The following is a 21,157-nucleotide window of genomic DNA, read 5'->3' on the forward strand; positions in this document are numbered from 1 at the left end:
ACGCACTAAAAAATTTTTTAAAACTTTTTTTTGAGGAGCAGACTTTATGGCAAAAACAGTTACTTTTGGTAATTTTAAAGGTGGCACGGGGAAGACAACAAACAGTTGTATGATTGCATATCACCTATCAAAAAAGGGTTATCGAACCCTAGTTGTGGATTTAGATCCACAGGCTAATGCAACCGCACTTTACTTGGCTACTAAGCAAGCACAAACTAAAGAGGTTGTAAAATTTGATACGACTTTAATGACGGCAATTAGTGATAACAATATAGAAAGCATCGTTACTAAGATTCGGGACAATTTGTATTTACTCCCTAGTTTTGCTGATTTTACATCCTATCCATTATATTTGGAAAAACTATATCCAGGTGCTGATAACCAGTACTTAAGGGCAGTTCATTTTTCAAAACTATTACAACCATTGGAGGATCAGTTCGATTATATTATTATTGATACGCCACCAACTGTGAGTTTATATACCGATTCTGCCTTAATGGCTTCTAGATACGTAATTGTCGTTTTACAAACTCAAGAACGTTCGTACACAGGTGCAGAAGCTTACATTGAATACCTGCAAGAATTAATTGATAATTATAAAGCTGACTATGATATTTCTGGAATTTTACCAGTACTATTGAAGAAAAAGTCTCAAGTTGATCAATTGATTTTAGATCAAGCTAAAAAACAATTCGGAAGTGAAAATGTTTTTGAAACAATCGTTAAAAATATGGAACGATTAAAACGATATGATATTATTGGAATTGTTGATCCTGATAATCCTTCCCAGAAACATGATATTCATGACCAAAAGGTTCACTATTTATATGATCAAATTACAGATGAGTTTATTAAGCGGGTGAAATAAAATGAGTGATTTACTAAGAAAGAATTTGGAGAATCAAAGTCGTAACAAAATGCCTAAGAATGTGTTTTCTAGAAATGAATTAGGAAATGATTTTGATAATAAAATTAAAAAAATTGAAAAATCACGAAAGCAGCGTGAAAAATCAACTAGCATTAGAGTTTCTGTTGATACTGCAAATCAGTTAAATTCATTAGTCAGTGTTTTGGGGTTAGATAGTGTAACCGAATTACTTGGCCAACTATCGGAATCAGCAGTTGAAAACTTGACTGATGAAGAAAAGATTGAGTATAAGACAATGAAGAAAATTTTAGATAAAAAACGTAAATAGATTCAATAAATAAGCAGTCATCCAAAATGGAAGACTGCTTATTTATTATTTAAAATTTATTTTTTGTAATTTATTATTATTAACATAATTTATTAAATTATATTTTTTTGGTCTAAAATACGGTACAATACTATATATATGAACTAAAAAGGAGCATAAAAATGAAACGCTGGATTAAAATATCAATCATTCCAGTTATTCTAGTTCTATTGTTGATTTTTGGAATTGTTTGGCGCATTGACCAAAATAGTGAAGAAAACGATCATGTCAAGAACTACGGAATTATTACCGGATTGAATTTAGATGCTGCTCGGACTTACTACAATCCACAAACCATTAAAAAGTTTATTGATACGGTTAGTGAGAATAAGGGCCGTTATCTAATGTTACATTTAACTGATGATGAGAATTTTGGAATTGAAAATGAATTTTTAGGACAGACTCTTAAAAATGCAAAGGTTGTTAATGGTGAGTACATCAATAAAAAAACTAACCGACCGTTTTTATCCAAGGCCCAATTAAAGGAATTAATTGATTATGGTAAAAAGAAGCATGTGTCTGTTTACCCTGAAATTGAATTCCCTGGTCATAGTAAAGCATTAATTGATTTACTAAGGGCCAAGAAGTATCCACATTTAAATTCAATGCTATCATTTAGTAATGAATTTGATTTTGGTGCTGATGGAGTTGCAACCTTATATAAAAAAATAATTGCTGAATATATGCCAATCTTACCTAAGAATAGTTATTTTGGAACTGGTGGTGATGAAATTTCTGTTGACGGTCATGATGATCAGGTTTCAATTCGGCAACTAGATAATAGTATTAATCGTTACCTTAGAAGCCATGGTAAACGGATGATGGTTTGGAATGACAGTATTATGAAGTCACAAGTTAATAAATATGATAAAAGTATCGTTGTTAACTACTGGAGTCAATCTGCTGCTCGGACTGATCCATCAGATAGAAAATCATTGATGGCAATTCAAGCATCCCTTCCTGAAATTAACCGTGCTGGTTTAAAGACATTTAATGATAACCAAGCGATGACCTACATTGTTGCAGATAAGGGCAGCTTAGATAAGGATGGTTTGAATGATTTCAAGAAACAACTATCTGGATTTAACTCTGGAATGTGGGATGATTTAGATTCAACCCAGCAAGCCCCAAATGGAAATAATATTGGAAGCTTTGTTTCCATTTGGTCTGATGATGGAAATGGGTACTCTGGAACACAAATTGAAAAGAAGACCCGTCCATGGTTAGTAGCTTACTTTAACCGAGTAAATGAATTTAATTAGAAAAAAGCGAGCCATTTTACATTGGCTCGCTTTTTATTTTAAAATATTTATTTTTTATTATAAATTATTTATTTTTTATAATTATCCAGAATATTTCATGTTTTTGATAAATGTCTGTTATAATGGGGTAAATATATTATTGTGAGGGATATAATCTAATGACACTAAGGTATAATACCGCAATTGTTCACTTTATTCAGTTTAGTAGAAATAAGCCATTATTTCCCAAGGCTTATAAATTTTTTATTCCTGCTAAGCTAAAATCGTCTTTGTCAATCGGAAGTGTTGCAATGGTGCAGAACCATCTTCAAGATAAAAAATTTCTATCACCGGTTGTAATTACAGGAAACGTTACCAAAATGAATTCAAAAAAAGAGTTTAAGGCTTTATCTCAAGATACCGGAGAAACCCTATCAACTTATTTAGAAAAACAATTGAAGCAAACGACCGATGATCTTGAAAAGTATATTAAGGAAGATACAGCTAAGTAACGATTCGGTTACAAACAAATAAAAATAATTGTGAATTTGTTTTTTAGTCTTTTAAAATGATATAATAACGATAGTACTTAATAAAGGGGTTTTTAATAATGAAAAAACAAGTTTTTGCAACCGTATTAGTTGCTGGAATTTTATCACCATTATTTGCTTTTGGGAATGTAGCTAGCGCTAGTACCAAAGCAACTTTGAAGCCAAGCGTTTCATATAATTCAGGAAAAATCAGTTTTAAGGGTTCTGCATCTAAGACTGTTAAGAAAGTTGTTGTTAAGAAGGGGAGTACTAAGTTTACCTCTGGAAACGTAAAGAACAAGAAGTTTAACCTTTCAAAGGCATTTACTGGCCAAAACAACTTCACGATTTACGGAACTAACAAGGCTGGTAAGAAGTTAACTAAGTCTTACACCATTAAGAAGGCTCAATACGTAACTGCCACTCCTACTTACTACAGTATCGATCGTTCAAAGCCAGGTAAGGTTGCTGTTAAGCTTTACTCTAACGGTGAAAAGAACGTTACATTCTACACTAAGTTCAATGGTTACGAATTTGATACTTCTAATGATGCAGCTGGTGGAACTATTACTTATAACTACGCAAGTACTGACAGTTATACACTATCTGTTTACGCAAAGGCAAAGAACAAGATGGCAAGTGCTACTGTAAGCTTACCAGAAGTTAAGGATGGCCAAGGTCAAACAAACCCAGAAATCTTCCCATTCTAATCTAAACTAAATTAAAAAGAACAGCTTTCGTAGCTGTTCTTTTTATTTACAATAAATTATAAATTATTTATTTTTAATTACTTATTATTAAATTGGCTTAATTAATAAAAAGAATAGGTTGAAAATGAAACCATTAACAAAGCCCACCTTAGAATCCTTAAAAACACCATTTTTATTATGAAACTGAGCAGCACTAGCAGCTAGAACCATAATTCCGTATGTAACGGTTAGGGAAACAATCCCCCAAAAGTAATCTCCATCAGTTACAATCAGGCTAGTGATAATTCCAATAATAATTAGAACGTCAATTCCGCCGACTGCCATGTAAAGAGGGGTTTTAATTTTATTAAACGTTATCTTCACTTCCTAACTTATCAACCTGATTCATTAACATTATATCATTAAATCAAGAGGTGAATTGAATGCAAAATCAACATCCAAAATTAATTAAACTAACGGTTGTGGGAATCTCATTAATGGGACTATCCATTGCAGCTCCGTTGCTTGTTGAATCGTTACCGGTTGTTGCAAGTAGTACCGTTAATTCAAATCAGATTAAAAAGATTACGGCTAATATTAATAGGAAGCAACTTGAGTTAGCAAAAACCAAGAATCAGGCAGCGCAGCAAAAGTTAAAACAGCAAATTAAACGGTTAAAAAAGCAGTTAAATAAAGCTAAGGCATTACAAAAGACTATCCCCACTAGCGATGCTAGTGTAACAATAATTAAGCCCACCCCCAGTAGCGCAAGTAGCGCGGCAGCCACAGCTAGTAGCTCTCCTGCCAGTAGTTCGACTTCAGCTGCCCCCGAATCTACTGCTAACTATGACCGATTAGCTTATGGATTTAACTTTGTTAGTGGGAATGAAGTTTCCCCGCAGACTAACTTTGCCCCGGGCAATCCAGATCAACTTGAAGTTGGGGACGGAGCTTGGTTATTTAGTGATAATAACTTAGCAATCTATAAGAACCTTCCAGCTGGTGATCCACCTAATTCAAGTGATGAAATTAGTAGTCCCCAACAATTTAACTTTAAGCTAATGTTGATTAACGCAATTCAAACCAACGCTAATGGCATTGAATATGCTCACGTTACCAATGTTTCAGATCCTAATAATAAAATTGAGGTTGGGTGGGTAATTTTGAGTCAACTCAAGCCGGCCACTTCAAATGCGAACGCTTTAATTCGCACTGCTGGAGCTAACGGCGTTAGCGATGCAGAAATTAATGATGTTAAACAAGGGGCATTGGATTCTGTAAATGCCGCTAGGACTAAGGTGGGGTTACCCAAGCTAGTTGAAGATCCCCAATTGAGTACCATTGCTAAGATCAGATCTAATGATATCGTCACCAATTTTAGTCATGATGATGCCAATAATAATTCCATTATTGAGCAGGATCTAACTAATTTTGGGTTACTGGGGAATAATCAGAAGTACGACCGTTATGGTGAAAACATTAGTACCGATTTAAACGCAAGCGACTTTTCCTACTATATGATTGGGTACCAGTCTAACTATTCAATGACTTATGCTGACGCAGGTCAATCGAACTGGGGACACCGCGCTAACGTATTAAATGGTGAATTCACTAACATTGGAATTGGGGTAACTTACGATCAAAAGTCAAATCAATTTTATACTGCATATGAATTTACCGGAATGAATTAATATTTTTAATCTTTTACATTTTTTTTACACTTTTGATACGTTAAAAACAAAATCTTAAGTTATTATAAATTTGTTAAATAAAATTAAAAATGATGAGGCGGGATATTTAAATGAAAAAAAGAATCCTTCGTTCCAGCGTCTTAATTGGGTTAACCCTTTTAAGCATTAGCAGTGCTGTAAATGCAAAAGCTGATAAGACCAGTAAAAATAAAGCATTACTTGAAATTGATGCTGATCATAAATCAGATGCTGGTAGGTACTTCATTCAAGATTACCAAACTAACACCAGTGCAAATACGACCCCAGAAACCAATGCTTCAATTGATTTGTTATCACAAATGAATAAGCTTTGGCAACCAGGTTCTGACTGGAACAATGGGAAACGCCTTAACACTAAGATTTTAGATGAAAACATTGATTTAGCAGATAAGATTGCTAAAACTAGAACTAAGGCTGAAGAAGATCAATCTTGGCTAGATGATAAAAATGATATGGATTACTCAGTTCAAGAAGGACTAGGTAACCTTACTGATTACTTCAGAAAAGAAGCAAACATTACCGGTGGTTACACATCAGTTCCATCTGATGCTGAAACTAAGGATTACGATACCAACTGGGATAAAGCTGAAGTAACTGGTGACACTAACTCTAGCTTAGGCAACGTTGTTAAACTTGCTGATACTTTGAAAGACGGTAACTACTCTTCCAGTAGTTCATCCAAGAAGTACTTTAAATATCCTCGACCATTTAGATGGGATGGTACTACCGTTACTAACGCGCAAGATAACGGTGTGATTATTCCAACCCTAAAGCTATCAGCTAAGGCTGATCCAGTTAATGACTACGGGTTCCCAAGTGGTCACACTAACAGTTCATACTTAACTGCATACGCACTTGCATATGCTTATCCACAAAAATTCCAATCACTGTTAACCAGAGCCTCTGAAGTTGGAAACAACCGGATCGTTGCTGGTCGGCATTCACCCCTCGATGTTATTGGTGGGCGGGTTCTTGGAACTGCGCTTGCAGCAGCAATCTTGAACGACCCAGCAAATGCCCAGCTAAAGGCAGACGCTTTCAAGCAAGCACAAAGTGTTTTGAAGGATTCTAAGGGGGATGACAATAGTTATGGTATGGATAATTCAAAGAAAAATTCCACCAAATACAACTACCGTTTAACTTATGGATTTTCAAAGATTGCTAATTCTAAGCATACCTACGTAGTACCTAAGGGTGCAGAAGTTCTTCTTGAAACCAGATTACCATACCTAAGTGCGACTCAAAGAAGAGCCGTTCTTGCAACTACTGAATTACCAACTGGCTACCCAATCCTAGATGATGGCGAAGGTTGGGGGCGTTTAAACCTTTACAACGCTGCAAATGGTTATGGTCAATTAGTTTCTGACACCACTGTTAAGATGGATGCATCCAAGGGTGGCTTTAATGCCTCTGATACTTGGAGCAACGATATTACCGGGGTTGGAAAACTTACTAAGACTGGAACTGGTTCACTCCAATTAACTGGAAAGAACACCTACAAGGGTGGCGTTGCAGTTAAGGATGGTTCACTAGTGGCCGCAAGCAATGATGCACTTGGAACTGGTGACGTTGCAGTTAATGGTGGGAACCTTAAGCTTTCCGCAAAGAAGGTTACTGTGAAGGGCGCCTACAAGCAAAGTAGTAAGGGAACCACATCACTTGCTAAGGACGGTCGCTTAGTAGTTAAGAAGGGTGCCACTTTAGGTGGAACCTTGAAACTAGATGGTGGTAAGTTTAAGAGCGGTGACAAGATCATGAGTTACACTAGTCACAAGGGTAAGTTCAGTAAAGTAACTGGATTAAGCCACGGGCTTCACATTATTTACAATAACCACGACATTAGTATTGCAAAGAAGTAGTAAGAATTAATAATAACGACATCAACTAATAAAGGGACGTTCAAATTGATTTTGAACGTCCCTTTATTTTAACCAGGAATGCGATCGAAGTTAAATGTTCTTAATCCTTCTTCGTACCCCTTTAAATATGGCTCACTATGTTTGACCTTAAAAATCCGGTTAACGAGGTCCCGATTTTTGACCCCCGCTTTAAATAACATTTGAGTGAGACTAACTTGATTGCCCTTTAAGTTGGCAATTGAGTCATCGATGGCTTGTCGATACCCGTTATTAAAATCGATTTCTAAAAAATTACTATCCAAAATTAATCAATTCCCCTCTAAAAACATGCTTAATTATTATACCGCTAATTCCACTTTATTTGGTTCCAATTAGTAAATGCGTGAAACAATCTTGTAACCCTGTTTCACGTTGCCTATTATTATGAATTAGCTTAGAATATAAATAATAAGATGAAGCCAATTTGGAGGGATTACATGAGAAACGGTTTAAAGGATTTAGCTGCTGACAAGCGGTACGATTTTGTTGGAAAGTTCACGAGGCTAGGGTATGCCGAAGCGTACAATGACGAAGCTGGTTATTACTACCAACCCACCATTTTATTTCTAGATGTTCATGATGGTCAGGGGAACTTTGTTACTGATCACGTCTGGGTTCATTACACCGAACCATTCATTAAGTTGAATCAACTTGAGGAGGGTGATTTAGTGGGCTTCAATGCTGAGGTCCATTCCTATAAGAAAGGGGCCGGCATTAATAAGGTAACTGATTACGAACTAGTGGAAATTAAAGATGTGGTTCGCAAGAATAATAATGATCAATCCCGTCCAAAGGTGCCAAGTGAAAATAAGCCCCTTGTTGGCTACGTAATGGAACGCAATCGGGCCTTCTACGAAAAGGCACAACGAAACGTAGATGAAGAATACACTCAGGCCTATGATCAATGGCTCCATCCAGATGATTATAGTGATGCTACCTCCTACTCTGATGAAGACGAAGATGATTCCGGGCTTGATCCGGATTTATTGGCAAAGCTAAAACAATTTTCGGATGATAATTTAAAATAATTGTGATGATAATAAAAAATGAGCCCCTCCACTGACTGGAAGGACTCACTTTTTATTTTGTTTTGGGTTTTTTAACTAGTTGAAAACTAAAGATGATAACCATTAGAATGGCAATTAAAATACTGAATAGCCCAATTCCTGGTTGTGCTCCAGATACTGGAGAAATTTGGTTTAAAAAGCCCATTACAATTGGTGAAATGGCAGTTCCAACGTTACAGCCAACTAATAAAATTGAATTGGCAAGGGCGTTGGAATTTTTAGGAGCGACCGTATCCATTAGGTTAAAAACGTACGTTCCAGCAAGCGGGTATGCACCACCAATAATGACAACTCCAATCGTTAGGATAACTAAGTTAGGTGCAAAATTCATAATTGAAAGGCCGATTGTGAATACTAACAGTCCCAATGGGAGAACAAATCGCCGAAAAATTTTGAAGAACTGACCGAATAAAAAGCCCATTAACATACTTGCAATCGTAAAAATGGTAATTACGAAACTAGCATCAGTAGCACTCCCTAGTTTACCATTGACCACGATGGTGGGGGTCATAACACTAACGGTGGCTAGTCCCATTGTCATCACGGCACAGAAGACCCCGGCCAAGATTACGGCAAAGTTAACCTGCGCGTGAGTTTGGTTACCATCTTGATCAACCGTTTCAGTGGATTTGATATCTGGAACGACCTTCCAAAAAATTACCAGGATTACTAGAATAAAGAAGTAAGATAAAAATGATACCTGCCAACTAATGTTGAGTAGTTGGCCCACTAAAATGTTTACAATACATAGCCCGATGGTTTCAAATGAATTCCGATTGCCCAGCATTTGGGCCTGATCATCGCCACCATAAAAGATATTAATAATCGTAATGGCTAGCGAATTAATTAACCCAATCCCGATTCCAAAGATAATTCTAGAGCCTAAGATGAACCAGAGGTTAGGCACAAACGCTGGAACGACTCCTGAGATTCCCATTAGTAGAATTCCTAAACCAATCATTTGTTTGATACCAAACCGCTTTGCCAGCGGGGCGGACATTAGTAAAACGATAAATGCCGGAATTTGCTGAATGGTTGCGACCATGTTCACCAGTGTTGGTGAATAATCAGAAAATGTTTTTTGCATTGCTGGAAGGGCGGGCGAAATTGCCGTTCCAGTGGTGATGACTAGTGAAACCGCTAAAATTGAGAAACGGTGGAACCATGTTTTAGCGTTCCAATCATTGTTATTGGTAGCCATACTATTCACTCCAATCAGATAAACTTATTTTATATTTTTTATTATAGCACTTTTTTGGCAAAAGAAAACGCTTTCATTTAATCTATCCCATTTTCGAATTGCCAGCATGCTATAATAAATTTAAATTTAGTGGTTGGTTGGAGGTGCAATTTTGCAGGATACAGAACAGAATCAGATTGCTAATTTCTGTTGTCGACTGGGGCGGACACTTATTGAAAGTGGTGCTGAAATAAACCGGGTCGAAACAACGGTGGAATTTATTGGTCATAAGGCTGGGTTGCATGATTTAAGTTGTTATGCCGAATTAGGGGTTATTTTCGTTTACTACCAGGGTGGAATTAAAAATCAGATTATGAAGGTCAAGGGTCATGATTTTAATTTTCAAAAGGTTGATGAAATCAATAACCTATCCAGGCAGTTTGTTGATAACAAAATCACATATGAATATTTACAGACTGAGTATTCACGGATTAGGGATAAGGTAATTGACTTTTCGCTTCGTAAGAAAATTTTTGCGGCTGGATTAGTATCGGTTGCGCCCCTATTATTATTCCATACGAATTGGTTGAACTTAGCATTTTCCTTTTTTGTGGGAATTTTAGGGTACTTAGCAACTCGCTTTATGACTGGCAAGTTACGAACTCCGTACCTAAACGTTGCAGTTGGTGGATTTGTAATCGGCCTTTTGGCAATTACCATTCAGTTGTTGGTTAAGGGAACGGATGATGACATGATTATTTTTAGTTCACTAATGCCGATCGTTCCCGGGATTGCCCTTACCAATTCATTTAGAGAAATTATGGCTAAAAATATCTTATCTGGATTAATTCTGGGGATGGACGCTACGATGGTTGCAGTTTCAATCAGTGGTGGCGTAATTATTGGAAAACTATTAATTCAAATTATGATTGGTGGGTTTTAAAAATGGTGATTAGCGTCGAATTTTTGTTTGCATTTTTATCAACGTGGGGGTTTGGTGTAATTACCAACGTACCGAAGCGGACCCTAGTTGCATCTGGAATTGTTGGTGCAATGGCTTGGATTGCGTATATTCTAGCAACTAATTTTGGAGCGAACGTAATCGTTTCCAACCTGTTACCAGGAATTGTGGTCGGCCTGTTTGCTAATGTTGAATCAATGATTGTAAAAACGCCGGTTAATTTAATTTTTGTACCAGCGGTAATTTCATTAGTCCCGGGGGCGTTATTCTATAAAAGTATGGAACAAATTACTTTGGGATTAAACCGCCTTGGGATGCAGGGGCTTTTGAAGACGCTTTTGATTGCGATCTCTTTAGGAATTGGCTTTATTATTGGAGAGGTGATTTTTAAACTTTTGAAACCCCGAATTAGAAAGTTGATTTTATTTACAATAAAAAATAAGTAATTTAAAATTAATTATAAATTACATTAGTTTTAGATTAAAATTATCATTTACTTTTAATCAAAAGAATTATATAATAGTAACTGGTTAAATAATTAATAACTTAAACAATTGAACTCCTTTAATGACTAGTAAATATAATTTCTATTGTTATTACATAATTATTTAATCTAAACAGGTACATCATTAATTTTCCTCGAATAACCCTGCTATTCATTCTGAATAGCGGGGTTATTATTTTTAGATTAAATTTATTTTAAAAAATTAATTGACTTTTAATTTAATTTCAAATAGAATAACTTTAATCAATCAAATCGAATGGAAAGGAGTTACCCAATCATGACTAATTTATTCTCATCAATGTGTACATGTTGTCAAACAAACGTTAGCACGAATGTGGTAGCTCTTTTAAGCTTCGGTCAGTAGCTGTTTGATAACTAGTATCAATTACTGATCGACATTAAAAGGCCGCTCACCCGGGCTAATGTTTTTACATTAGCTTTGGGGGAGCGGTCTTTTTTATTTTAAATTTGATTAATATAATTTATGAGGTGGAAACATGAAGAAGTTACTCGCTGTATCAACAATATCAATATTAGCTGGATTAACCCTGGCGGCCTGTGGTAATCAAAGCACGAACCAAGAATCAAAGAAGCGCCAAACGCTTAACTTAGCTGCAGCATCACCATTATCAACGATTGATATTTCAAAATCAACGGGATACGGTTCAACTGGAAACGTATTTGAAAGTTTTTATCGGCTTGGTAAAAACGGAGCGACTGACCCGGCACTGGCAAAGAGTGGCTCCAGTAGTAAGGATGGGAAAACGTGGACGTTTAAGTTACGGGATGCTAAGTGGAGTGATGGAAGTCCAATTACTGCTGCGGACTTTGTTTACTCATGGCGGAGAACGGTGAATCCTAAAACTAAGGCCCAGTATGCATATTTATTTAATAGCGTGGTGAATGGGAAGCAGATTAACGAAGGCAAGTTGTCACCAAATAAGCTTGGAATTAAAGCATTGGACAAACATACGGTACAAATTTCACTGGTTAAACCGGTCGCATACTTCAAAACTTTAATGGCGTACCCACTATTCGGACCGCAGAGTAAAAAAGTGGTTGATAAGTATGGCGATAAGTACGGAACTAAGTCTCAATACATGGTTTATTCCGGTCCATTTAAAATTATCAATTGGAACGGAACGGGGAATACCTGGGCTTACGTGAAGAATGACAATTACTATGATAGCAAGGATGTTAAGCTTAAGCGCATTAATTACAATGTGATTCAAAGTCCATCCACTAGTTTGAACTTATACAATCAGGGGAAGCTAGACATCACTTCGTTGTCGACTGAACAACTTAAGAACTACCAAAAGAGTCCTGATTTAAAGGACTACTCATATTCAATGACCACTTATCTTAGATATAACTTTGCCGATTCGAACGCTGAAAACAAAAAGGTGATTAATAATATTAACATCAGAAAGGCAATTTCACTTTCAATCGACCGTTCGCTACTTTCTAAGAAGGTGCTTGGCTTTAAGTCAGCCGTGACGACTGGATTTGTTCCCCATGGCCTAGCGAATGATCCCAAAACGGGGCAGGACTTTGCTGATCAACAATCGGTTGATAACACCCTAAACTATAACCAAAAGTTAGCGAAACAACTATGGGCTAAGGGCTTAAAGGAAGTTGGGACCAACAAGGTTTCGTTAACAATCTTGGCAAGTAACGACGATCCTAATAGTGGGGTGGTTACGCAGTACTTGAAGGGACAATTAGAATCAGTATTGAAAGGCTTTACGCTGAACATTAGAAGTGTGCCTGGCCAAATTGCTAGCCAACAAAGTCAAAAGGGAGAATTTGACATTAGCCTGGCTGCTTGGGGTGGTGATTTTAAGGATCCAATTACGTTCCTTCAAATTCCACAAGCAAATACGCCATACAACTATGGGAAGTACAACAACACTAAGTACGATAATTTAATTGACCGTGCTGAAAATAAAGATGCCAATAACCCTGAAAAACGTTGGCAAGATTTGATTGGGGCTAGTATGGAATTGAACCGGGATCAGGGAATTTCACCACTATTCCAAAATGAAACCTACTACCTTCAAAAAGCTAGTGTGAAGAACATTATCCATAATACTGCTGGACCACAGTGGAGTTACAAATATACCTATATTAAATAGTAGAAAACGGGTGTCAATCTATTGGCGCCCGTTTTTTTGATGCTTTTATGCCACCATTTTATGAATACCGTGGCATATGCCACGGTTAGGAAACAATCGACCATTTTATTTTGGATTGTGGTTTTCTATAATTACTAAAAAGAAATGTTTAATGGGAGGTTTAGGATGAATAAAAGACAGCTGTTATTAACAACGGGGGCGCTATTGGTTGCTAATTTTATGGGCGGATTAGACGCCACCATTGTTAATACTACGTTACCTGCAATTACTAGTGATTTAAATGGAATTCAATTAATTGGGTGGATCAGTTCTGCGTTTTTGTTGGGAGTTGCTGTTACTACGGTCCTCTGGGGGCGCTTAGGAGAAATCATTAATAATAAACTGACGTTCCAAATTGCGGTACTATTGTTTGTTGTTAGTTCATTCATGGCGGGAGTTGCGCCAAACATGATTTTCCTAATCGTTATGCGGGCGTTAATGGGAATTGGCACTGGTGGAATGGTATCAATTCCGTTTATCATTTATGCACAGATATACCCAGAGCCACGGGAACGGGCGAAAGCAGTGGGGTTGGTTACCGCTTCTTATGCATTCGCCACGGTTTTAGGCCCCATCTTAGGGGGATTCATTGTGGATCACTTTTCATGGCATTGGATTTTCTTCATTAACGTTCCGATTGGCCTTTTATCAATTGTTATATTGCAATTTGAATATCGAATTAATAATTTTGAAAAACCCCAGAGTCGCTTTGACTACCGCGGAGCTGGATTGCTAACCATTACCCTAGTGGTAACTTTATTTGCAAGCAGCTTGTTATCTATCGATGCCACTTTGACAATCATACTAGTTGGAATTGCAATTATCCTTGGCATTATTTTTTATCAAGTGGAAAAAAGGATTTCAGATGCATTGGTGCCCGTGCAACTGCTAAAGAATTGGCCCGTGCAGTCCCAAAATATCATTATGTTTTTGATCAACGGCTACTTTATCGGCTTTAGTGTCTATGCCCCAATGTGGGCCCAAGGAATCTTGGGGACCGATGCCACTGCGGGTGGGCTAACTCAAATTGCGGGTTCCCTCCTATTAATGGTCGGAACTAGATTGACGGCTCGATTAATGAAACGGTTGCCTTATCGCACAATTGTGGGACTGGGGACACTCAGTATTTGCTTATCAGCACTAACCATGTTTCTAGCAACGCAGGGCCTCCCATATGTTTGGTTGTTAATTAGTGGGGCGTTCAATGGTTTTGGCATGGGCCTGTCATTTACACCGATGCAAATTTCCGTCCAAGATGGAGTCCCTAAACGACTAATGGGGGTGTCAACAACCTTCGGATTATTAGTGCGAACGCTTGGGGAAACCTTTATGGCCGCTATTTTTGGGACCCTGTTCAGTATGGAAATTGTACAGCAAACTGGTCCGGATCACACCCTTACGATGGTTACTAAGTTGACCAACTTTGTAACGGCAAAGAATTTACCAGCTGACCGGATTCCACAACTTAGGACGATGCTTTTCAGTGGCTTACATTTAGTAATGTCAGTTGGCTTGGGACTAGCGATTTTTGCACTGGTTTTAAACCTATTTAGACGGCTACCAGCTAATGAATTAAAGAAGGATTTAAAAAATTAGGGGGAAATAATGATGACAATTAACATTCAAGAAATTAGTGACCGGATCGAATTAAAGCAGTTAGTGGACCAATTATCTAACTACGCTGATACAAAGGAGAATGAAAAACAGGTTCAACTTTTTACGGAGGCCGGAAAGGTTAATATCATTAATAATGAAGGAAAGGTAACTTTTCAGTTAAGTGGTCGTGACGAAATATTGAACGCCTTTGCAAAATCAATGGCCGGGTTCAAAAGTGTGTTTCATATGAGTGGGCAACAAACGGTTGAATTTATTGATGACCACCATGCGCGTGGAGTTGCATATAATTACGTGGTGCTAACAAAGGAAGAAGCTGACGAATTAATCACGACCCAAGAAGGGGTTCGTTATGATGATTACTACGTTAAAGAATCCGATAAGTGGTTAATTGATACCCGTAATTCACATTTTATTTGGCGGAAATAACTAAAAAAAGGCGCTCACTGAGCGTCTTTTTTTAATTCTATTTTACATATGCCTTAGAGAAGTCCCAACTGGTGCTTCCTGAAGGGTTGTATTCTAGTCCCTTGATGTTGGTCTTCATTACAACTGGGGATGTGTTTTGGTAGAATGGGATGTTTCCTTGATCGTTTGCGTAAACCTTTTCAGCTTGTACTAAGTCGTTCCAACGTTTGCCTGGGTTATTGGCATCTTCATTTTCTGACTTATCAAGGTAGCTATCGAACTTACTGTTCTTCCATTTACTAAAGTTTAGCGAACTAGTTGACTTCTTGATGCTTAGTGCAGCGACTGGATCTGGGAAGCTTGGATCCCAACCAGTAACACACATGTCGAACTTACCGGAGAAGAGCCGGGCAATTCTTTGTTGACGAGGTAGGTTGACGTTAGTAACCTTTAATCCTGGTAATTTTTGGAAATTACTTTGTAGGAATTCAGTAGTGGCCTTGGCGCTATCAGTATCATCATATGTCAACGTGAGGTTCAATGACTTCATACCGAGTTCCTTTAACCCTTCTTGCCAAAGCTTTTTAGCTTCGTTTAAGTTGTATTCAGTTGCTGATTTAACGTAGGCGGCGTCTGCAAAGTCGGTTCCCTTGTATGATGCGAGCCCGTTAGCAACAAAGCCCTTAGTTGGGGTGGACCCATCACCCAAGACGTCCTTGACAAATTGTTGTCTATCAACAGCCATTGATAGCGCTTTTCTAATCTTAAGGTTTTTAAAGGCAGAAACCTTGGCTTCGTTTAATTCAATGAAGTTAGAGTAAACTGACTTATTTTCGTGATAGCCAGGATCCTTTTTAAAGTGTTCAACTTGTTGCTTACCGTTGAGGCTTAATTCATCTAACTTACCAGTTTGATATTCATTTAATCCAGTTTGGTTATCCTTAACAACGTGCATGTTTACCCGTTTTAACTTAACTGAAGCGCTGTCCCAGTACTTGTCGTTTTTAACCAGGCTCCAAGTATCGTTAGTTCCGGTCCAACCAGTTGCCTTGAATGGTCCGTTGTAAACTTGGCTGGCACTATTAGTTCCGTACTTCTTACCGTATTTATTAACGACCTTTTCATTTTGAGGCAGGAATGCAGAAGCGGTAACTAAGTATTTAAAGTAGCTTTGTGGTTTTGAGAGGTGAACAACTAGGGTGTAGTCATCAGGAGCGGAAACCCCTAGTTTAGATGGAGCCATTTTACCACTTTGCACCGCAGCGTAATTTACAACGTGGTCATATAGGTAGGCATCTTGTGATGCTGTCTTGGGATTAACGGTTCTTTGGAATGCAAAGACGAAGTCCTTAGCGGTAACTGGATCACCGTTACTCCATTTAGAGTGCCGTAGTTTAAATGTATATGTTTTCCCATCGCTGGAAACTTGATAGCTCTTGGCAACTGCAGGCACAACGCCCTTACCATCTGGGTTCTTAAGTAGCCCTTGATCAACATTGCCTAGTGCAGTGGCACTATTAACATCGATACTTTTAGAAGGGTCTAGGGTGATTAAGTTTGCATTTTGCATCCAATTAATGGTTTGACTCTTGGCGGTACTACCTGAATTTGATGATTGGCTAGCTGATGATCCACAACCTGCCAATCCAAACGCAACTAATAGTGTTGCGGCGCCTGCTTCTAGTAATCTTTTTTTCATAATCATTTCCTCCTAATATTCCTGATGGCCGTGTTTATAGACGCCCTTGTTAGTTTATTGAACTGCTTTAACATCTTCTAATGGATTTTTATCCAGCACTAGAAAATCTGCGTACTTGCCAGCTGCTAGTGTGCCGTAATCTGTTAACTTCATTAATTCAGCCGAGTGACGGGATGTTGATAACGCGTCAAAGTTAGTGAAGCCCTCTTTTTCCACCATTAATTCAAATTCTTTAGCGGTTTTGCCGAAATCGTTATAAGGAGTTCCAGCATCCGTTCCTAGAGTTACATGAACGCCCTTTGCATATGCATTGTGAACGTTTGCGTATAGGTCATCTAGGGCATCGGTTAGCTTATTTAGTTCCCACTTTGGGAGGGTATCTTGTCCATAGTGTGCAATACACCAAGCCGATACCAACGTGGGGGTTAAGTATGTATGATTTTTAACCATCATTGTGATTTCTTCATCATTGACGTAAAATCCATGTTCAACGGAGTCAACCCCGGCAACCAATGCGTTCATAATTCCAGGATTGCCCTCTGCGTGAGCCGCAACTACGGCGTGTTTATTGTGTGTTTCTTCAACGGCAACCTTTAGTTCTGCAACGGATAGTTGCGGTTCGTCCATATAATCACCAGGGGACATGACCCCACCAGTTGCCATTACCTTGGTACATTGGGCACCATTTTTGAAGTTTTCCCGAACCGCTTTTCGCATCTCATCTGGTGAATCCACCGTCTTCCCACCTTCAGGATAATCACCGTGTCCACCGGTCATTGTCATTGCACGGCCAGCTGCCATTACTTCAGGAACCTTAGTTAGTTTCCCTTCGCGTTGCATTCGAGCTAGGGTAGTATCAAGTCCATAGGTGCTTCCACATTCCCGAACGTACGTAACGCCTGACTTTAATAGTGCGCGGAGGTTCTCAACGGCCCGCACCGCAGTTTCAGTTTGATCAGCCTGAGTGGCTCCATCAAAAGCATTGGAATCTAGTGTTACGTGGGTATGGCAGTTAACCATCCCTGGCATCACGTATTTCTGATTTAAATCTACCTTTGAATCCGCTTGTGGATGTTCATTACCAGTTCCTAATTCGACTAGTTTACCAGTGGCATTATCAACAAGCATCCATGAATCTTTTGTAACCCGATTGTCCTTACCGTTAAATAAATGAAAGTTAACAAAGAGTGTTTTACTCATATTAAACAAAACCTTTCTGAAAAAATATTTTGAATTGTTACAAACAAAAAAGACGTCCCCTATTTTTAGTAATAAAAATAAAGGACGCCTAATAAGCGCGGTACCACCTCTGTTGAGCCAATTATAAATTGACACCACTCTAACAAACCCGTTGATTTGCAGATTCTGTAATGGGAATTCCCAGCGCGGGTTACATTGTGTTCACCCGGCAGCTCATAGATGATTTTCATATCCAAAATTAACGATTCCTTTCACCAAACGAAATCTCTCTGCGGTCTCTTTTGAATACTACTGATTCTAATTAACGCTTTTTAATTTAATTTGTCTTGTTAAATTCAATAATTGATATTCTAATCTTTTTTTAATTAATGTCAACACATCATTTACGAAATTTTTAACCTGTAAATGATAAACGCTATCATATCAACGTTTTATAGCCGTTTGAATTTGAAAAATAAAAACAATCTAAATTTAATGCAATCTTTTTATTATTATTTTATAATAAACGGTAAGTAGATTAAAAAATGATTAAAAGTGAGATGATTTTATGGACACAACAAAAGTCTATGAGTACGTTCAAAAACATACCGCAGATTTTTTTGATTACATACGGTTTCAAAGTATTTCAGCACAAGATAAGGACATTCAAAAAACAGCCGACTGGCTGGTTGAACAATTTCAAAAGCTAGGGGCTAAGTTTGCAACGGAATGGAATAATCAAGGAGCCAATCCAGTTGTCTTTGCGTCGTTTGAAGGAGCTAGTGATAAAACCCTATTGTTTTATAACCATTATGATGTTCAACCCCCTGAACCTTTGGACGAATGGGTTACAAATCCGTTTGAACCCACGGTAAAGGATGGCAAGGTATTTGCACGCGGCATTTCCGACAATAAGGGTGAGCTGATGTCACGCCTGGTCGCAGTTAAGTATTTTCAAGACCATGGTGGCCTACCGGTCAACGTTAAATTCTTTGTTGAAGGGGCTGAAGAAGTCGGGAGTCCCCAGATTGAAGATTATGTATTTGCCCATCAGGATGAGTTAAAATCAGATGCCTGCATTTGGGAAGGCGGCGGAAAGGATGAGAACGAAACCTTTTTAATTACGTGTGGGTTAAAGGGAATCGTTGACTTCGACCTCCGGGTAACAACGGCGACGAAGGATACCCATTCATCCCTGGCAGTTTATACGCCAAACGCTGCTTGGCGGTTAATCCAAGCGCTTAGTTCACTCCGCAGCCCTAGCGGTCAAGTCCTGGTGGATGGTTTTTATGATGATGTAAAACCACTTGATAAAACCACCCAATTCTTTGTTGATCAGATGCAATTTAATCCCAAGGAAGTTGCTAACAGCTTAGGCTTAAAAAGCAAGTTAATTACCGATGATCCCACTGGAGAATTAGTCAACGGCTCAACAATGACTGTAAATGGTTTTTCATCTGGTTATGAGGGTGAAGGGATTAAAACAATTATCCCCAAGGAAGCTAGTGCTAAGGTGGATTGTCGTTTGGTTCCAGACCAAGATCCGAAAAAAGTTTTTGAAGCTGTCCAAAAACAACTATCTAAGAACGGCTTTTCAGATGTTGAAGTCCACTATAATGTCGGCGAAAAGCCATTCCGGACGGATTTGAATGATCCGTTTGTAAAGGTGAACCTATCAGCAGCTAAGTCGGTTTACGGAGACAAGGTGGCAGTGATTCCAAATACCCCGGGCGGTGGTCCGGCATTTCCATTCTACGATATCTTAGATGATCCGATTTTAATGGTCGGGGTTCACTATTCAGGCAGTGGGGCGCATGCCCCCAATGAAAACATTCGCCTTGCTGATTTTGAGCAGGGAACCGTTTTTATGATTGAATTATTGGCAACTTACGGCAAATAAATGGGGACGGTGATGAGCATTGAAAGTAATCATAACCGGATTTACTCCGTTTAATAACCAACTTAATAATCCATCTTTGGATATTTTACATGCGTTACCTGACGTTTTAGATTGTGCTGAAATAATTAAGCAGCCACTGCCAACTGAATTTGAAAAGAGTACCAATTTGATTACTAATTTGATTGACCGGGTGCGGCCTAATTTGGTATTGAACTTGGGTCAGGCCAATGGTCGAAATGGAATCACACCGGAGCTAGCGGCTTTTAATATGGATGATGCACAAATTCCTGATAACGCTGGTTATCAACCTGAAAGACGACCGATTCGTTCTGATGGTGAGGAGAAATACTTTAGCAACCTGCCGATTAAGGCAATTGTGAGAAACATTCGTGATATTGGAGTAGAAAGTAGAATCTCTACTTCAGCTGGCAGTTATGTTTGTAACCATGTGATGTATGAAGTCCAGTACTTATTGCATAAGAAATATCCAGATATGAAGGCTGGATTTATACACGTACCCTCTAATTATTCAGAAAACTATGAGATTCCAACAATGGCTTTGGATGATGAGGTAAATGCAATTGAAATTGCTTTAATGACGGCCATTTATCACTTAAGTGATGACATTGCAATTGAGCATCCATATGAATATTGATCAATGCTCATTATCTGCATGCTGAAATGTTAAAATTAATTTAGCGAAAGGGCTTTAAATTTTACCTACTCCTAAAAGCTGATATAATAAATTTAATGATAGCAGCTTTAAGGGGTGATAAAATGATTAAGAAAAAAATCTTAACACTTACAATGTTATTAGGATTATCGGTTAGTTTAGCAGTGGTTAGCACTAATCAGAGTGTTAATGCAGCTACCGGTATCAGCGTTAATAAAACGAGTGTTGTTAGTGGTCGGAGCGGTGTTAGACACCATATTAACCGTGCACCACAAAACAATGGTTTTCATGGTGGTAATAATGGAAATGAATTTGACCGTTTTAAATTTATTCGAGCCCAACGCGCTAAAAAAGCGTTTGATCGAGCTAAGTTACGATTAAAACATGCTAAATCAGCAATTAACACTAGGAGGGCTACCCATAAGTTCAATCAAACTAAAGCTAACTTGAATAATACACAAAATTAGTTTTAAA

Annotated in this window: 21 protein-coding genes and 1 other annotated feature; of the genes, 16 read left to right on the forward strand and 5 right to left on the reverse strand. The window is 38.1% G+C overall.

Going from position 1 to position 21,157, the window contains the following annotated elements; all coding sequences use genetic code 11:
* The first annotated feature begins 46 nt into the window (after positions 1-46).
* From HZL42_RS07205 to HZL42_RS07225, 5 genes are all read left to right on the forward strand, one after another.
* Positions 47-868, forward strand: coding sequence for a ParA family protein (locus tag HZL42_RS07205; protein WP_219282978.1), 822 nt, complete (start codon positions 47-49; stop codon positions 866-868).
* A gap of 49 nt (positions 869-917) precedes the next feature.
* Positions 918-1,196, forward strand: a complete 279-nt coding sequence (locus HZL42_RS07210; protein WP_219282979.1) for a hypothetical protein — start codon at positions 918-920, stop codon at positions 1,194-1,196.
* A gap of 161 nt (positions 1,197-1,357) precedes the next feature.
* The gene (locus HZL42_RS07215; protein ID WP_219282980.1) at positions 1,358-2,497 is read left to right on the forward strand and encodes a family 20 glycosylhydrolase; all 1,140 of its coding nucleotides are present in this window, start codon (positions 1,358-1,360) and stop codon (positions 2,495-2,497) included.
* Between the two features lie 158 nt (positions 2,498-2,655).
* Entirely contained in the window at positions 2,656-2,988 is a 333-nt protein-coding gene (locus tag HZL42_RS07220; RefSeq protein WP_219282981.1) for a hypothetical protein, read from the forward strand.
* Positions 2,989-3,086: 98 nt separating this feature from the next.
* Entirely contained in the window at positions 3,087-3,716 is a 630-nt protein-coding gene (locus HZL42_RS07225; RefSeq protein ID WP_219282982.1) for a hypothetical protein, read from the forward strand.
* 87 nt (positions 3,717-3,803) lie between these two features.
* On the opposite strand, the gene HZL42_RS07230 is transcribed toward HZL42_RS07225, so the two are convergent.
* Positions 3,804-4,040: a hypothetical protein gene (locus tag HZL42_RS07230; protein ID WP_219282983.1), complete on the reverse strand. Its 237-nt coding sequence runs from the start codon at positions 4,038-4,040 to the stop codon at positions 3,804-3,806.
* A 98-nt stretch (positions 4,041-4,138) separates the two neighbouring features.
* Here HZL42_RS07230 and HZL42_RS07235 point away from each other — a divergent pair, with 98 nt between their 5' ends.
* On the forward strand, positions 4,139-5,386 hold the full coding sequence (locus HZL42_RS07235; protein ID WP_219282984.1) for a CAP domain-containing protein: 1,248 nt from the start codon (positions 4,139-4,141) through the stop codon (positions 5,384-5,386).
* A 110-nt stretch (positions 5,387-5,496) separates the two neighbouring features.
* Positions 5,497-7,284: a phosphatase PAP2 family protein gene (locus HZL42_RS07240; protein WP_219282985.1), complete on the forward strand. Its 1,788-nt coding sequence runs from the start codon at positions 5,497-5,499 to the stop codon at positions 7,282-7,284.
* Positions 7,285-7,352: 68 nt separating this feature from the next.
* Here the strand turns inward: HZL42_RS07240 and HZL42_RS07245 are convergent, their stop codons facing one another.
* Entirely contained in the window at positions 7,353-7,586 is a 234-nt protein-coding gene (locus HZL42_RS07245) for a hypothetical protein (RefSeq protein WP_219282986.1), read from the reverse strand.
* A 174-nt stretch (positions 7,587-7,760) separates the two neighbouring features.
* Between HZL42_RS07245 and HZL42_RS07250 the strand changes: the two genes are divergently transcribed.
* Positions 7,761-8,351: a hypothetical protein gene (locus HZL42_RS07250; RefSeq protein ID WP_219282987.1), complete on the forward strand. Its 591-nt coding sequence runs from the start codon at positions 7,761-7,763 to the stop codon at positions 8,349-8,351.
* Between the two features lie 52 nt (positions 8,352-8,403).
* Here HZL42_RS07250 and HZL42_RS07255 read toward each other — a convergent pair whose 3' ends face one another.
* Positions 8,404-9,591, reverse strand: a complete 1,188-nt coding sequence (locus HZL42_RS07255; protein ID WP_219282988.1) for an MFS transporter — start codon at positions 9,589-9,591, stop codon at positions 8,404-8,406.
* A 151-nt stretch (positions 9,592-9,742) separates the two neighbouring features.
* On the opposite strand from HZL42_RS07255, the gene HZL42_RS07260 reads away from it, so the two are divergent.
* From HZL42_RS07260 to HZL42_RS07280, 5 genes are all read left to right on the forward strand, one after another.
* A complete protein-coding gene (locus HZL42_RS07260) occupies positions 9,743-10,513 on the forward strand; it encodes a threonine/serine exporter ThrE family protein (RefSeq protein ID WP_219282989.1) in 771 nt (256 codons plus the stop codon).
* A gap of 2 nt (positions 10,514-10,515) precedes the next feature.
* Positions 10,516-10,977: a threonine/serine exporter family protein gene (locus HZL42_RS07265; RefSeq protein WP_219282990.1), complete on the forward strand. Its 462-nt coding sequence runs from the start codon at positions 10,516-10,518 to the stop codon at positions 10,975-10,977.
* 556 nt (positions 10,978-11,533) lie between these two features.
* Complete coding sequence (locus tag HZL42_RS07270; protein ID WP_219282991.1) at positions 11,534-13,171, forward strand: peptide ABC transporter substrate-binding protein; 1,638 nt, start codon at positions 11,534-11,536, stop codon at positions 13,169-13,171.
* Positions 13,172-13,336: 165 nt separating this feature from the next.
* Positions 13,337-14,806, forward strand: coding sequence for an MFS transporter (locus HZL42_RS07275; protein ID WP_219282992.1), 1,470 nt, complete (start codon positions 13,337-13,339; stop codon positions 14,804-14,806).
* Positions 14,807-14,818: 12 nt separating this feature from the next.
* Positions 14,819-15,253, forward strand: a complete 435-nt coding sequence (locus HZL42_RS07280; RefSeq protein WP_219282993.1) for a nuclear transport factor 2 family protein — start codon at positions 14,819-14,821, stop codon at positions 15,251-15,253.
* A gap of 37 nt (positions 15,254-15,290) precedes the next feature.
* On the opposite strand, the gene HZL42_RS07285 is transcribed toward HZL42_RS07280, so the two are convergent.
* Both HZL42_RS07285 and HZL42_RS07290 read right to left on the reverse strand, forming a co-directional pair.
* The gene (locus tag HZL42_RS07285) at positions 15,291-16,931 is read right to left on the reverse strand and encodes a peptide ABC transporter substrate-binding protein (RefSeq protein WP_219282994.1); all 1,641 of its coding nucleotides are present in this window, start codon (positions 16,929-16,931) and stop codon (positions 15,291-15,293) included.
* A 54-nt stretch (positions 16,932-16,985) separates the two neighbouring features.
* Positions 16,986-18,131, reverse strand: a complete 1,146-nt coding sequence (locus HZL42_RS07290; protein WP_219282995.1) for an amidohydrolase family protein — start codon at positions 18,129-18,131, stop codon at positions 16,986-16,988.
* 77 nt (positions 18,132-18,208) lie between these two features.
* Positions 18,209-18,445 (reverse strand) — a binding site (T-box leader).
* Positions 18,446-18,678: 233 nt separating this feature from the next.
* On the opposite strand from HZL42_RS07290, the gene HZL42_RS07295 reads away from it, so the two are divergent.
* The 3 genes from HZL42_RS07295 (at position 18,679) to HZL42_RS07305 (ending at position 21,150) form a co-directional block, all read left to right on the forward strand.
* Complete coding sequence (locus HZL42_RS07295) at positions 18,679-20,010, forward strand: M20/M25/M40 family metallo-hydrolase (RefSeq protein ID WP_219282996.1); 1,332 nt, start codon at positions 18,679-18,681, stop codon at positions 20,008-20,010.
* Positions 20,011-20,029: 19 nt separating this feature from the next.
* A complete protein-coding gene (locus HZL42_RS07300) occupies positions 20,030-20,665 on the forward strand; it encodes a pyroglutamyl-peptidase I (RefSeq protein ID WP_219282997.1) in 636 nt (211 codons plus the stop codon).
* A 122-nt stretch (positions 20,666-20,787) separates the two neighbouring features.
* Positions 20,788-21,150: a hypothetical protein gene (locus tag HZL42_RS07305; RefSeq protein WP_219282998.1), complete on the forward strand. Its 363-nt coding sequence runs from the start codon at positions 20,788-20,790 to the stop codon at positions 21,148-21,150.
* The last annotated feature ends 7 nt before the right edge of the window (positions 21,151-21,157 follow it).

Origin of the sequence: Lactobacillus sp. Sy-1, assembly GCF_019303535.1 — a bacterium.
Lineage (GTDB): Bacteria > Bacillota > Bacilli > Lactobacillales > Lactobacillaceae > Nicoliella.